Source organism: Bradyrhizobium sp. MI1.7 (genome assembly GCF_055811795.1).
This window is the reverse complement of the sequence record NZ_JBVVPO010000043.1, coordinates 46703-60112: the sequence shown is the minus strand read 5'-3', so window position 1 is coordinate 60112 and position 13410 is coordinate 46703. Positions and strand designations below refer to the sequence as shown.

Below are 13410 nucleotides of genomic sequence, written 5' to 3'. Positions count from 1 at the left end.
AAAGGATCGTTTCGCCTATGTCCATGCCTGCCTTGTTCAAGGGGCGCCTGTCGATCCCCGTGATCGGTTCGCCGCTCTTCATCATCTCGGTGCCCGATCTCGTAATCGCGCAGTGCAAGGCCGGCGTGGTCGGCTCGTTTCCGTCGCTGAACGCGCGGCCGCCGGAGCTGCTCGACGAATGGCTGGCGCGGATCACCGAAGAGCTCGCGGCCTATGACCGTGCCCATCCCGACAAGCCGTCGGCGCCGTTTGCGGTGAACCAGATCGTGCACAAGTCGAACAACCGGCTCGATCACGACATGCAGCTCTGCGCCAAGTACAAGGTGCCGATGATCATCTCGTCGCTCGGCGCGCGCGAGGAGCTCAATCAAGCGGTGCACGGCTGGGGCGGCATCGTCTTCCACGACGTGATCAACCAGAAGTTCGCCCACAAGGCGATCGAGAAGGGCGCCGATGGCCTGATCCTGGTTGCGGCCGGCGCCGGCGGCCACGCCGGCACCATCTCGCCGCTGGCCTTCGTTGCAGAAACGCGAAAATGGTTCGACGGCCCGATCGCACTGTCGGGTGCCATCGGCAACGGCAAGGCGATCCGCGCCGCGCGCATCCTCGGCGCAGACTTCGCCTATATCGGCTCGGCCTTCATTGCGACCAAGGAAGCCAACGCGGTCGAGAAATACAAGGAGATGATCGCGGGTTCGACGGCCGACGACATCGTCTACTCCAACCTCTTCACCGGCGTGCACGGCAACTATCTGAAACCGTCGATCCTCGCGGCCGGCATGGATCCGGAAAACCTGCCGACGTCCGATCCGTCCAAGATGAACTTCGGCACGGATGCCTCCGGCGAGCGTGCCAAGCCGAAAGCCTGGAAGGAGATCTGGGGTTCGGGCCAAGGCATCGGCAGCGTCGACGGCATCATCCCCGCCGCCGATCTGATTGCGCGCTTCAAGAAGGAATATGACGAGGCGATCGACCCGCCGCTCTAACCGCTCTCGTGTCCCGGACGCGCTGCAGCGTGCAACGCTGCTGCGCGGAGCCGGGACCCATCGCTGCAGCAGATGGACCCCGGCTCTGCAGCGCGCCGCTTACGCGCTGCACTGCGTCCGGGGAACGCCAGCCGAGATATCGTGCAAACATGACCGCCATTTACCGCGTCGACGGCAACAACGTCGTCACCAGCCCCAATGCTGCCGGTCCGTGGGACCGGCGCATGCAGCACGGCTCGGCGCCGTCTGCGCTGGTGACGTGGGCGGCGGAACGCATTCCGACGCCGGTGCCGATGAATGTTGCGCGCGTCACCATCGACTTGATGCGCCCGGTGCCGGTGGCGCCGCTCACGATCGAGAGCGAGGTTTTGCGCGAGGGGCGCAAGATCCAGCTCTGCGAGATCAAGTTGTTCGCCGACGGTGTTCAGGTCGTCGGTGCCACCGTGCTCAAGATCAAGCGGCAATCACAGCCGTTGCCGGACGACGTCAAGGAGTTGCCGGTCACGCTGCCGTCGCCCGAGGACTCGCTGGTCGAGGACGGCCATGGCGCGACCAGTCCGTTCGCAGGCATGGTCTCGATGCGCGCCGCGCGCGGCCGCTTCGGCCAGGCCGGGGCCGGCGCGATCTGGTTTCGCCTCGACCACCCGCTGGTCGAAGGCCAAGCGGTCTCGCAGGCGATGCGCGCCGTGGTCGCCGCCGACTTTTCCAACGGCACCGCCTCGACGCTCGACTTCCGTGCCTGGACCTACATCAATGCCGACCTCACCGTGAACCTATCGCGCCAGCCGGTCGGCGAGTGGATCTTGCTCGACGGCGAATCCTGGATCGGTCCCGACGGCGCCGGCCTCGCGATGTCGCGGCTCGCGGATCGTCACGGCTATTTCGGCCGGGCGGTGCAGAGTCTGGTGATCGAAAAGCGGTAAGCGTGTCGGCAAGCGCCGTGATCGCTCCTTGCGCCGATGGAACGGCAGACTTCCGCCGCCGCGGAAGGGATGCCCTGGTCGCGAACCTCTTCTTGTCCGGAGGTCTCTGTTCGACGCCAGCGTCCTGCCAGTTCAGCTGCCGTAGACGATCTTGATCTCCCACAGCAGGACGATGATAGCCGTGATCAACGTGATCGCGGCCAACGCACTTTCCAAGGAAGCGACTCTCATTTGATACTCCGCTTCCCAGCCCCGTCAGCGGTCTAGTTGATTCGTTGATTCGCCCGCAATTGCGCGGACGGCGTGCCTGAAAAGTCCCTTCCGAGCTGTTGTTCGCGGGTCACAGCGACCCGTAGAACCCCGGGGTCCGGCCGCGGGAATACGTGCGGTGCTGCCTGCTACAAGTTGCAGATCGGGATGACTACCCCACCAACCGGTCCCGTCCGCTCCAGAAGCCTGCGCGCAGCACCTTCTTGTCGACCTTGCCGACGCCGGTCATCGGCAGCTGCTTGACGAACTGGATCTGCTTCGGTGCATGTGCCGAGCCTTTTCGCGTCCTCACCAGATTGATCAGCTCGTCCGGATCGGGCTGTGCCCCCTCACGCGGCACGACGATGGCGGTGACGGCTTCGCCCCATTTCTCGTCGGGAATGCCGACGACCGCGACCATCGCGACATCCGCATGCTGCGACAGCACGTCCTCGACCTCGCGCGGGAAAATGTTGAAGCCGCCGGAGACGATCATGTCCTTCTTGCGGTCGAGGATGAACATGTAGCCGCGCTCGTCCTTGCGCGCGACGTCGCCGGTGTGGACCCAGCCATTCTTCAGCGTCTCGGCTGTGATGTCGGGCCGCTTCCAGTATTCGGCCATGGCATGCGGCGCGCGCACGCAGATCTCGCCGGCTTCGCCCGTCTTCACTTCCTGGTCGTTGTCGTCCAGGATCCTGACCTCGCAGGCCGAGATCGGGAAACCGCAGGACAGGAACAACTCCGGCGTTTTTGGATCATGATCCGCCTTGCGCAGCACCGAAATCGGATAGCATTCGGTCTGCCCGTAAAGCTGCGAGAACACCGGCCCGATGCGTTCGATGCCCTCGACCAGCCGGCTCGGCGACATCGCGGATGCGCCATAGAGCACGAGCTCCAGTGAGGACAGATCGGTCTTGCTTAAGGCGGGATGATCGAGCAGCACATAGATCATGGTCGGCACGAACAGCGTAAAATTGATGCGCTCGCGCGCGATCGTTGCCAGCACCGCCTCGGGATCGAAGCCTTTCAGCATGTGCACGGTGCCCCCGCGCATCAGCGTCGGCACGACTTTCGTGCCGGCGACATGGCTGATCGGGGCAACCGCGAGATAGTGCGGGGTGTCCGGGATCTCGAAGTCGGCGAGGATCGCGGCAGCACCCCCGGCGTTCTCGCGGTGATAGCGCAGTGCGCCCTTGGATTTTCCGGTCGTGCCACCGGTGTAATTCAGCGTTGAGAGATCGTCGGGGCCGGCGAAGCAATGCGCGCTGGCATGGCCTTCGATCTCGATCGCCTGCAGGAGGTCGACGCCATAGTCGGCCGGTCCCGTGGTGAAGACTGCCTTCAGCCGGCTCGCACTCGCGGCAAGCTCGCCGCCGCGATCGCGGAAGGTGGCGGCATCGACCACCAGCATCTCGGCCTCGGAATCCTCGAGCTGGAAGAGCTGGTCTGCCCTCGATCCCAGCGGATGCAGCCAGGTGACGCAGAGCCTGGATAATTGCGCGGCGACACCGGCGCACCAGGTGTCGGCACGGTTCGCGGTGAGGAACGCGACGCGCGCGCCGGGCTGCAAGCCCAGCCGCATGAACACGGCCTGGATGCGTCCGATCAGGTCGATGGTGCCCTGATAGCTCAGCGATCCACCGGGCCAGGCGAAAGCGGTGCGGCCGGGATAGCGCGACAGTGCCCGCAGCGTCTGCGCGCAAGTCGGGGACGATGCGTGGAGCGGATCGGACATATGTTTCCCCGTTGTTTTGTCATCGGCTTTTGACGTGCCAATGTTTGTGCGCAACGCTAGCACAGAGAATGCGGGATGGAACGACAAAGCCCGTGCAAGGAGGCGTGAGTGACATCCGATCGACTGCAACACTTCCGTGATCGTCTCGCTCTGCCTCTGATCGCGGCGCCGATGTTTCTGGTGTCGGGCGTCGAACTCATGGTCGCGGCCTGTCGCAATGGCGTGATCGGCAGCTTCCCCACCGTGAATTGCCGCGGCACGGAACAGCTCGAGGCGTGGCTCACCGAGATCGAAACGCGACTGCGGCAACACGAAGATCACACAGGTCGCAAGGCCGCGCCGCTTTGCCCGAACCTGATCGTGCATCGCTCCAACGCGCGGCTTGAGCAGGATCTCGCGGTGCTGCTGCGACACAAGCCGGAGATCGTCATCACCTCTGTTGGGTCGCCCGCGCCGGTGTTGAAGCCGCTGCACGATGCCGGCGCGCTGGTGCTGGCGGACGTGGCCTCGATCCGCCACGCCCAGCGCGCGGCGGAAGCCGGCGCCGACGGGCTGGTGCTGCTCACCGCGGGCGCCGGCGGGCAGACCGGCTGGCTCAATCCGTTCGCGTTCGTCCGCGCGGTGCGCGCATTCTTTGACGGCATCATCGTGCTCGCCGGAGGCATCAGCGACGGCCGCGCGCTGCATGCGGCTGGAGTCCTCGGCTGCGATCTCGGCTACATGGGCACGAAATTCATCGCGACGCGCGAGAGCATGGCGGACGAGCGCCACAAGGAGATGCTGGTCGACAGCAGCGCCGACGACATCTTGCTGACCACCGCGTTCACGGGGTTGCAGACCAGCATGCTGAAGCCGTCGATCGTGGCTGCGGGCCTCGATCCCGACGATCTGCCGGCGCGTGGCGCGATCGACATCGGCAAGGACATTGACGTCGACGCGCGCGAAAACCGCCCGAAACGCTGGCGCGATATCTGGAGCGGGGGGCACGCGACATCGGGCGTGACCGGCGTGATGGCGGTCGACGATCTCGTGGCGCGGACCCTCGCCGAATATCGCGATGCGGGCGGGCGGTAGGCGGCGTCCTTCCCCTCGCCCCGCTTGCGGGGGAGGGAGAGGAGGGGCCGTCGGCCCCGATCACAGTTAATCGAGCGCTCCCCCGCGGCCCCGTACTTAACGGCAGATTAACCAACGCCCGCCAAGAATCCCCTCACGGCCGCCAATCAGGACCGAGAGGGACAGGCGATGGACTTCGATTTTCTCAATAGCAAGACAGCCGCGACGCTGGACGAAATCCGGGTCCGCGTGGCCCATGCTCTGGCCCGTCATCCGCTGTGCCGCAACGTGCGCTTCGACATCCTCAGCGTCCCCCGCACCCGCCGGGGCGGCAACTGGACGGTGACGCTGCAATCGGTCGAGCCGCGCGCGGTCTGGGAGGCCTCCGAGATCGTCGCCGACATCCAGGATGCCTACGACCTGGCGCTAGCTGCCTGATTTTCTTGAGATTTCGGGCATGTCGCCGCAGTCCGCGCGATTGCCGTTACGATGGCACGGTTAAGCCTTATTTACCGCCCAGTTTCCGGGCACCCATCACGTGGACTTGAAGCTGGGCCTGGAGAGACGTTTGTCCAAAGCCATCACCATCGTCGTGCTGACCTGTTTCCTCGTCCTCGGCGCCGCCACCACCGCCATCCTTGGCCGTGACAGCGTGCCCAGCGTCAGCGCAGAGATGATCACGCAGGCTCCGCCGCCCAAGCAGCTTTCGACAAATCGCGCCGCCAAGGCCGACCGCCTGGTCCCGACGCTGGCATTGGCCTCGGCCGCGATCGATCCGGTCCAGGTCCCCGCCGACAAGCTTTCGCAGGCGCCGGTGCTGACCGAGCCGCTGCGCCAGGCGTTTGCCGCCGCAACGCCCGCCGATTTCCCGATGCCCAAGGCGAGTGTGCATGAAGCGCCTGCTGCCGCAGAGGCTCCGGTCGAAGCTCCGGCCAAGCCGAAGGTCGCCGCCAAGCCGCAGCCGCAGAAAAGCTATTCGCTGCTGTCCGACGTACAGATCGCGGGCATCAGGGATCGCCTGAAACTGTCGTCGTCGCAGGAATATTACTGGCCCTCGGTCGAGACCGCGCTGCGCAATGTCGTCCGCAAGATCTCTGCGAACAAGCTCTCCAATCCGAACGCGCCGGGCGTGCCGATCGATCCGAACTGCGACGAGGTCCAGCAGTTGAAGTCGGCCGCAATGCCGCTGCTGTTCCAGTTGCGCGAGGATCAGAAGGAAGAAGTGCGCAAGCTCGCCCGCATCATCGGGCTTGAAAAAGTCGCGCAGCAGATCTGACGCGCAAGTTCCTCCGGGAACTGCGCCCCGCATCGGGAACATCCGGCAATCGGCAAGCGTTGCCCGCTCCAAAGAGGGAGTGGATCAATGCGCGCCTCGACAGCTTATTTCGTCGGTGCCGGAACGATCGTTGCCGCCATCGCCATTGGTCTCGGTGGCGGCATCGTCGCCGGCAATATCATGAATCCGGTCGCGCCCAAGCAGGGGCCGGACACGAGCAAGATGTCGCAGCGCGCTGAAGCCGCCAAACCAGCGACGACGGACGCTCCGTCCGAGCGCTTGCAATATCTCACCGGCTCGCAAGCCTTCGGCGCCATGATCGCCGCGCCGGCACAGGCCGAAGCCAAATCCGAACCCGCAAAGCCCGACAGGCAGGCAAGTCAAGCGAACGCCGAGCCGCCAGCGCCGCAGCCTTCCCAGGCGGCCGCGGCCGAGCCGCCCAAGCCGGCACCGGCATCGCCTCCGCAAGTCGCAAAGCCTGCCGAGCAGCAGGCATCGACAGAGCAGCCATCCTCACCCGACAACGCCTATGCCAAGGCCAGGGATTCCGATGTGAAGCGCGCCGCGTCCGAACGGCGCCGCACGGAGCGCCGCGAGCGCTGGGCCGAGCGCCGGCACTACGATCCCCGCGAGCCGCGCGGCATGCGCGACCGCACCGATTGGGATGACGTCGCGCGCAACATCCGCGAAGATTCCGACGCGCGCGATGTCGCGAGCCGGCCGCGCGGCGGCTTGCCGCAGATCAGGCTGTTCGGGTCTGACGACGATTAGCGCCCATCCTCGCCGTCGTGCACGCGATCGTGAGCGACGGTTCGTTCTGCGGACGTGCTTGTCTCGAATTTCAACTTCCAGACGATCTCCGTTCAATGCATGATTGGCGTCGCTAGCCAAAGGCCGCGTCATGGGCGTAGCGCTGTTAGCTTGGGGTCGCTTCTTCGCGCCGTACCGCGAAGGCGTCACCGTGCCGACGCCGGTTGATAGAGCCGGCATTGCCTGGCTGCTCCACTTTCTCGCGCGACACGCGCGGAATCGCGGCTTCACCGCGCTGCAATGGCCCTCGAAGGCGGACGACGGGGCGGCCTTCTCGACTGACCTCACTTATTTCGCATTGCAAACCTTTTAGAGGTTTCCATGTCGATACATCTGTTGTGGACGTCCGCGGACAGTCTCATCGTGGCCTTTGCGCTCGCACTCATCGTTCCGCAACCGCATGTGCTGCCGCTCATTCTGATGTTCGGCGCTTGCGATGCGCTGGGTTCCGCGCTCGGCGTCACGATGCCGGTCGCGGGCGGGCTCGCAGCGATCCTGTTGATCGCGTGCGGCGCATCGCTGGTCGTGCGCCACCCCATCGCGCAACGTCTTTTGAATGCGCCGGGCTGGTTCTATGTGCTGCCACCGCTGCTGGCGATCGACAATCTCGTGTCGCGCACGCCTGATGCGCCGGCCGTTGCCGCACTGTCGAGCGCGATCATGGCCGGGCTCGGCTTTGCCTGCGGAGCCGCCGTGTCGAGCGGGTGGCGCGCAGGCTTGCGCGACGTACGACCGCTTGCGGCGGCTTGCCTGATTGCGGCCGGAAGCCTCCTCGCCTACGGAGCCTGACCATGGTCGCCTCCGTCACGACCCGCAGCTACGACCGTGCCCGTACCGGTGCGAACAATTCCGAGACGGTGCTGACGGCGACCGCCGTCCGCAGCAGGGGCATCGTCAAACTCTTCAGCCTTCCGATTCCCGACGATCCCAGGCTCGAGGCGCAGCCGCTGGCGGTCGGCGGCGTGCACACGGCCGACGGCAAGACCCGCGACCTGATCTTGCAGGCCAGCATGGGCAATTGGGTTTATGCATTCGACGCTGTGACCGGTGAGAAGATCTGGGCGACCAACTTGGGGCGTCCCATCGTCGGAACGAGGGTGATCGACGGCCACATGACCAACGTCCATTGGGGCATTCTCTCGACCCCGGTGATCGACGAGGGGGCGAGCATTCTCTATGCCTGCGCCTGGATCAGCGACGACGGCAGCGTCGCCAAGGGGCAGCATTTCCTCGCGGCGCTGCGGATCCGCGACGGCTCGAAGGTGCACGGGCTGCTGAACCTGGAGGGCGCGGTCTACACGCCGCCGAACGGCCTGCCGGTGCAGAAATTCGTCTCGGCCCAGCGCAAGCAGCGCAGCGCCCTGACGCTGACGCGGAACCACGTGCTGATTCCCTTCGGCACGATCGCCGAGACGTCGAAGACGGCGCGCGGCTGGCTGCTCGCGGTCGACGTCCATGCCTGGCGGCTCGCTGCGTCGTGGTGCTCCACCGTCACCGGCTCCGGCGGCGGGCTGTGGCAGAGCGGGGCCGGCCCGGCCCTCGCTCCCGACGGTTCAATCTACGTCATCACCGGCAACGGAGCGTTCTCGCCGCAGCATGGCGATTTCGGCGAGAGCATCGTGCGGCTCGCCTTGCACACCGGAAGCCATGCGCATTTCGAGGTCATGTCGTGGTGGGCGCCATGGACCGACGCCAACCGGGTCGGCGCGGCCGCGGACGCAGCAGCCGCCGACGACGACAATGACGAACTGGCGTTGCCGTCGAATGTTTCCCTGCCCTCTGTGATCGCGCATGCAAGGCGCATGGGAATGACGCTGAAGCCTCGGTATGCGCGCGAGATGCCGCATGTCGCGGTCACCTCGGGTCGCAGTGCAACCGATGCGCAGATCGCGCCGGTCGTGGCGCATCACATGGAGGCGATGAACGAGTCGATGTGGGGCGACCAGGATTTCGGTTCCGGCGGTCCGGTCTACGTCGCCTCCGCCCATGCCATTCTGGCCGCGGGCAAGGACGGCATCCTCTACACCGGCAATGCCAATGCGCTCGGCAAGACGCAGCCGGGCGAACTTGCGGCCGGCCATTTCGCGGCGAACTACAACAGGCTTCTCATGCCACCGATCCTGTACACGTATTTCGATCCCGCCGTGCCGCCGGCACCGGCGTCACCGATGGAGCTGAACGTGTTTCCCGGCGGCGCGACGCGGCATCTGCATGGCACGCCGCTGCTGTTCCAGTCCGCCACCCACGGCACCATGCATTTCGTCGGCGGCGAGAACAGCGCCTTGCGGGCCTGGTCGATTGCGGCCGACGGGAGAACGACCTATCTCGCCGGGGGCAACGAGATCGCCTCGCCGCAATCGCCGCGTCCGCCGGGCGGCATGCCTGGCTGGAGCATCACGCTTGCCGCCAACAACGGCACCGATGGCATCATCGTGGCGATGGTGCCCTATCAGGACAGCAACATGATTCTCAGTCCGGGCCGCTTCCTGGTCTACGACGCGCAGAATTTCGCCACCAATCCGGATGGCTCCAAACGGCTCCAGGTGATCTGGGACAGCGAGGACTGGGGCCCGGAGCACGCCTTCATGCATCCCAAGTTCAACCGTCCGATCGTCTGGAAAGGCCGCATCTATCGCCCGACCTATGACGGCCGCATCGACGTCTATGGCCTGACGAATTAGCTGCTGTCCCCCTCCCTTCTTCGCGGGAGAGGGTGGCTCGCGGTAGAGAGTCTCTGCTCTGGGTGCGTCGAGGCAGCTCTCATCCGCCTTGCCATTGGCAAGGCACCTTCTCCACAGGGGGAAGAAGATCACCCGCCGTGCGACTCCACCACCTTGCGGCAGGCGTCCGAGAGCTTTGTCTTGTTCTCGCGCAGGCAGGCATTCATCTGCGGCGGCTTGCCGACATGTTCGGCGCAGAATTTGCCGGCGTCGCCGCGGCAGGCCATCTGCTCCTGCGGCGTCGGACCGGATTGCGCAGCGGCGGGCAGGATGGCGGCAGCGAGCAGCAGCGCGGCAAGAACTGAAGTCTTCATGAAACACCTCTTTGGGATTGTGACGGGTCCCGCTGGGATCGGGTGAGCCGGACCATCTCGCGGAGGGCGTTGCCGGTCCATGCCATGTTCATGGCATCGGCTCGCCCGCCACACCCCCATCTTCATGGCATGTATCCGCGCGCCGTCTTTTGCCATTCAGGCTGCACGTCGGCTGCGAAACCCGGTGATTGCATCGGGGCGCCGAACGGGAAGCAGGAGAGCAAGATGTCGAAAAACGTGGGAGCGCTGAGCGCCGGCCTGACGGTCATGATGCTCGCGGGTGCGGCGATGGTGTCGCTGGGCACGAGCCCGGCGCAGGCGGTGGTCTATTGCAAGACGGTCGGCGTGCCCAAGGGCTGCGTGGTGCGGCCGACCGGGGCGGTGGTGGTTGCGCCGGCCGCCGCGGTCGCGGTGGCGACGCCCGGGGTCGGCGCGCCCGGCGTCGGCGTTCGTGCGGGAACGCCGATGAATCGCGGAGGCCCGGTCAATCGCGTCGGCGTGCGCTGACGATCTCGTTTGATTGAGTTGATTGCATCGCTTCGGGCGAAAGGATGACTTGCGGACGAACCCCCCGTCCTCCGCATGACGATAATCCGGCCCGTTCCCTCTCTCCGTGCGTCCCACACGTTCGGGGAGGGGGCTTTTCAGCCCGTGGCGGCGGCGTCGCTATCGGGAAAGATTTTCGGTAGTTGCAGCCGTACGCGCGTCCCCGAGGAATCCGAGGCCAGATCCAGCACCGCGCCGCAGCGCGCGGCGCGGCTTCGCATGTTGCGCAGACCCCGCGCGGTCTGGCCTGCACTCCCGGCTTCGCCGTTGCCGGACAGGGCAAAGCCCATGCCGTCGTCCGCAACGCTGATCACGCCACACGGCCGGTCACCATCTCCTTGGCCATCGTCGCGCGTCTCGATGGTAACAACGATATGGCGCGCCTGCGCGTGCTTGACCGCGTTGGTCACGGCCTCGTCGAGAATGCGCACGATCTGGATGACGTGCCATGGCCGCAGTTCGGGATGGAGCGGCAGGCCCTGCGGCGTCGCCACGTGCCATTCGAGTGCGACGTCGTGTGGCCGCAATTGTGCCGCCGCACGCTCGCGCCAGGAGCCGAGCGCAAGCATCAGGTCGCCGCCGATGTCGTCCATGGAATCGATGACCAGGCGCAGATCCTTCAGCGCGGCGCGCGCAGCGTCCGTGATGGTCGCGCCCTCGTGTCCACGCTCGGAGAGCGCGACGATGCTGACGAGCTGGCCGCCGAGGCCGTCATGCAGGTCGCGCATCAGCCGCGTGCGCTCGTTGGCGAGTGCGGCGGCCCGCGCCCGCTCTTCTTCGCGGGCGAAGCTTGCCTTCAGCCGCTCCTCGGCCTCGCGCACGCGTGCGATGAGCTGGCCGGCGAAGCTGTCGACCTCGTTGAGCGCGCGGGCGAAGCGCCAGGTCAGTCCGGCGCCTATCGCCACCAGCATCGCGGAATAGGACAGCCGCGTGACGAAGGTGCGATCGTCCGGCACGAATTCGAACGCCGAGAGCATGTCGTGAAACCAGCAGGTCAGCACGATGGTCACGGCGCAGCCGAAGGTAAAGCTCGCCGCGTCCTGCCGCCTGATCACCGCCCACGTCAGGATGACGACCAGCAGCATCAGGCACAGGCCCACGGTCGGCACGCCGAGGAACAGGAAGGTGATGCGCGGGATCGGCTGGCCCGCAAAGAGCCCGACCAGCAGGATGACGAGCCCCGGCGCGAACAACAGCAGCCCGTAGCGCGGCCAGCGCCAGCCGAAGAACAGCACCGCGAACGTCACGACCAGCGCGCTCTCGATCGGCGCGGACGCCAGCAGGATGGCGGCCAGCCGCGGATAAGGCGCGGGCGGCAGCGGCGCCGGCGCGAAGGCCTGCATCGCGCCGACGAGCATTCCTGCCGCCAGCACGCCATAGACCGGCTCGCGGCGTCGCATCAGCCACATGATGGCGAGGATCACCGCCAGCAACGATTGCCAGGCCGAGAACACCACGGGCAGCGTCACGAACAGCAGCGTGCGCGTCTCGTAGGCTCCCCGCAGGCTTTCGTCCGGCCCGACATAGACGGTGTCGAGGAAGCCTCGCAGCGGACCCCACACCAACAGCCGCACGGTGATCTCGTTGCTGCCGTCGCGCAGCAGCGACGACGGGATCAGTGCGATCTCCGGCGTGTTGCGGTCGGGCCGGTTGGCGGTGGGATCGCGCCGGGAGTCCAGGATCGCGACGCCGTTGACCGCGACCTCCACGCCGTTGCTGAAGCGCGGCAGAAAGACCGACCAGGCCGTGTTTGCCGCATCGGGCTTGAAGACGAACGTGCCCGAATAGAGCGGCGGGTCCTGGAGCGCGTAGCGCGACGACGTGAAATGCGGCAACGTCACCGCCCGGGTCGTGCCGTCCTCCCGCAGCGAAAATTCGCTCACGGCATAATCGTCGGGGTCGCTGGGCTGGAGCAGCCGCAGCCCCTGGATGGTGACGATCACGATCAGCGCCTGTAGCAGCAGATAGGGCACGAGGCGCGCCGCGATCAGCCGGCGCCGCGGTCGCGCAGGTGCTTTCACCGCGATCTCGCTCACAGCTTGATCAGGCCCTGCTGCACCGCCTCGAACACGGCTTCACTGCGCGTGTGCACTTCGAGCTTGCGATAGATGTTCTTGATGTGGCCGGGCACGGTCTGCCTGGAGAGGCCGAGATGGCTCGCGATCTCGGCGTAGCTGAAACCCTTTGCGATGCCCCAGAGGATATCGATCTCGCGCGGGGTGAGTCGTGCGGTGTTGAGTACGGGACCCCGCGGCGGCTCGACCGAACTCGGCGCGACGCCTTGCGTTCTGCGCACGATGAAACGGGCGATCGAGGCCGAGATCGGCGAATGGCCGGCGACCAGATCGCGCACGGTGGTGGCGATATCGGTCGGGAAGGCGTCCTTCAGGAGATAGCCGGTGGCGCCGACGGTGATCGCCGAGATCACGCTCTCCTCGTCGCCGAGCGCCGAGATCACCATGATCTCGGTGTCGGGAAAGCGCTGCCGGGTCTCGCGGATTAGCTCGATGCCATGGCCGTCGGGCAGCCGCAGATCGGTCAGCAGCACGCGCGGCGCGCCGCCGTTCAGGGCCTGGCGCGCCTCGCCGAGCGTGCCTGCGCTGCGCACCTTGTAGCCGGCCTTGACCAGCGCATCCTGGAGCCGCCAGCAGGTCGGCGCGTCGTCCTCGACGAGGAGGATGGTGATGGCCTCACCCGTCTCGCCCTGTTCGCTCATGTTCATCGTCCCGCACCGCGTGTCCCCCGCGGCGCGAGGCCAAGTTTAGCCGCGGCGCGGACGCCGCGACACCCATAATCAT

The 13410-nt window shown here is 66.1% G+C and carries 14 protein-coding genes; 10 read left to right on the top strand and 4 right to left on the bottom strand.

Going from position 1 to position 13410, the window contains the following annotated elements; genetic code table 11:
- Nucleotides 1-17 precede the first annotated feature (17 nt).
- On the top strand, nucleotides 18-986 hold the full coding sequence (locus AC0L3X_RS31110) for an NAD(P)H-dependent flavin oxidoreductase (RefSeq protein ID WP_014491545.1): 969 nt from the start codon (nucleotides 18-20) through the stop codon (nucleotides 984-986).
- A 149-nt stretch (nucleotides 987-1135) separates the two neighbouring features.
- Entirely contained in the window at nucleotides 1136-1909 is a 774-nt protein-coding gene (locus AC0L3X_RS31105) for a thioesterase family protein (protein WP_063985839.1), read from the top strand.
- Between the two features lie 421 nt (nucleotides 1910-2330).
- On the opposite strand, the gene AC0L3X_RS31100 is transcribed toward AC0L3X_RS31105, so the two are convergent.
- Complete coding sequence (locus AC0L3X_RS31100; protein WP_231143672.1) at nucleotides 2331-3893, bottom strand: AMP-binding protein; 1563 nt, start codon at nucleotides 3891-3893, stop codon at nucleotides 2331-2333.
- Between the two features lie 108 nt (nucleotides 3894-4001).
- On the opposite strand from AC0L3X_RS31100, the gene AC0L3X_RS31095 reads away from it, so the two are divergent.
- From AC0L3X_RS31095 to AC0L3X_RS31065, 7 genes are all read left to right on the top strand, one after another.
- Complete coding sequence (locus tag AC0L3X_RS31095) at nucleotides 4002-4967, top strand: NAD(P)H-dependent flavin oxidoreductase (RefSeq protein WP_063985837.1); 966 nt, start codon at nucleotides 4002-4004, stop codon at nucleotides 4965-4967.
- A 168-nt stretch (nucleotides 4968-5135) separates the two neighbouring features.
- Nucleotides 5136-5384: a hypothetical protein gene (locus tag AC0L3X_RS31090; RefSeq protein ID WP_028147356.1), complete on the top strand. Its 249-nt coding sequence runs from the start codon at nucleotides 5136-5138 to the stop codon at nucleotides 5382-5384.
- A 130-nt stretch (nucleotides 5385-5514) separates the two neighbouring features.
- The gene (locus tag AC0L3X_RS31085; protein ID WP_063986734.1) at nucleotides 5515-6222 is read left to right on the top strand and encodes a hypothetical protein; all 708 of its coding nucleotides are present in this window, start codon (nucleotides 5515-5517) and stop codon (nucleotides 6220-6222) included.
- Between the two features lie 87 nt (nucleotides 6223-6309).
- Complete coding sequence (locus tag AC0L3X_RS31080) at nucleotides 6310-6993, top strand: hypothetical protein (protein WP_231143671.1); 684 nt, start codon at nucleotides 6310-6312, stop codon at nucleotides 6991-6993.
- 130 nt (nucleotides 6994-7123) lie between these two features.
- On the top strand, nucleotides 7124-7345 hold the full coding sequence (locus AC0L3X_RS31075; RefSeq protein ID WP_063985836.1) for a hypothetical protein: 222 nt from the start codon (nucleotides 7124-7126) through the stop codon (nucleotides 7343-7345).
- An 8-nt stretch (nucleotides 7346-7353) separates the two neighbouring features.
- Nucleotides 7354-7821 carry a hypothetical protein gene (locus tag AC0L3X_RS31070; RefSeq protein ID WP_063985835.1) on the top strand — a complete coding sequence of 156 codons (468 nt, stop codon included), beginning with the start codon at nucleotides 7354-7356 and terminating at the stop codon, nucleotides 7819-7821.
- 2 nt (nucleotides 7822-7823) lie between these two features.
- The gene (locus AC0L3X_RS31065; protein WP_063985834.1) at nucleotides 7824-9713 is read left to right on the top strand and encodes a PQQ-binding-like beta-propeller repeat protein; all 1890 of its coding nucleotides are present in this window, start codon (nucleotides 7824-7826) and stop codon (nucleotides 9711-9713) included.
- A gap of 128 nt (nucleotides 9714-9841) precedes the next feature.
- Here AC0L3X_RS31065 and AC0L3X_RS31060 read toward each other — a convergent pair whose 3' ends face one another.
- Nucleotides 9842-10066: a cysteine rich repeat-containing protein gene (locus AC0L3X_RS31060; protein ID WP_063985833.1), complete on the bottom strand. Its 225-nt coding sequence runs from the start codon at nucleotides 10064-10066 to the stop codon at nucleotides 9842-9844.
- A gap of 225 nt (nucleotides 10067-10291) precedes the next feature.
- Between AC0L3X_RS31060 and AC0L3X_RS31055 the strand changes: the two genes are divergently transcribed.
- Nucleotides 10292-10573 carry a hypothetical protein gene (locus AC0L3X_RS31055; protein ID WP_014491556.1) on the top strand — a complete coding sequence of 94 codons (282 nt, stop codon included), beginning with the start codon at nucleotides 10292-10294 and terminating at the stop codon, nucleotides 10571-10573.
- A 137-nt stretch (nucleotides 10574-10710) separates the two neighbouring features.
- On the opposite strand, the gene AC0L3X_RS31050 is transcribed toward AC0L3X_RS31055, so the two are convergent.
- Nucleotides 10711-12648, bottom strand: coding sequence for a sensor histidine kinase (locus AC0L3X_RS31050; protein WP_063985832.1), 1938 nt, complete (start codon nucleotides 12646-12648; stop codon nucleotides 10711-10713).
- Nucleotides 12645-13328 carry a response regulator gene (locus AC0L3X_RS31045; protein WP_063986733.1) on the bottom strand — a complete coding sequence of 228 codons (684 nt, stop codon included), beginning with the start codon at nucleotides 13326-13328 and terminating at the stop codon, nucleotides 12645-12647. The genes AC0L3X_RS31050 and AC0L3X_RS31045 overlap by 4 nt, the downstream gene beginning before the upstream one ends.
- Between the last annotated feature and the right edge of the window lie 82 nt (nucleotides 13329-13410).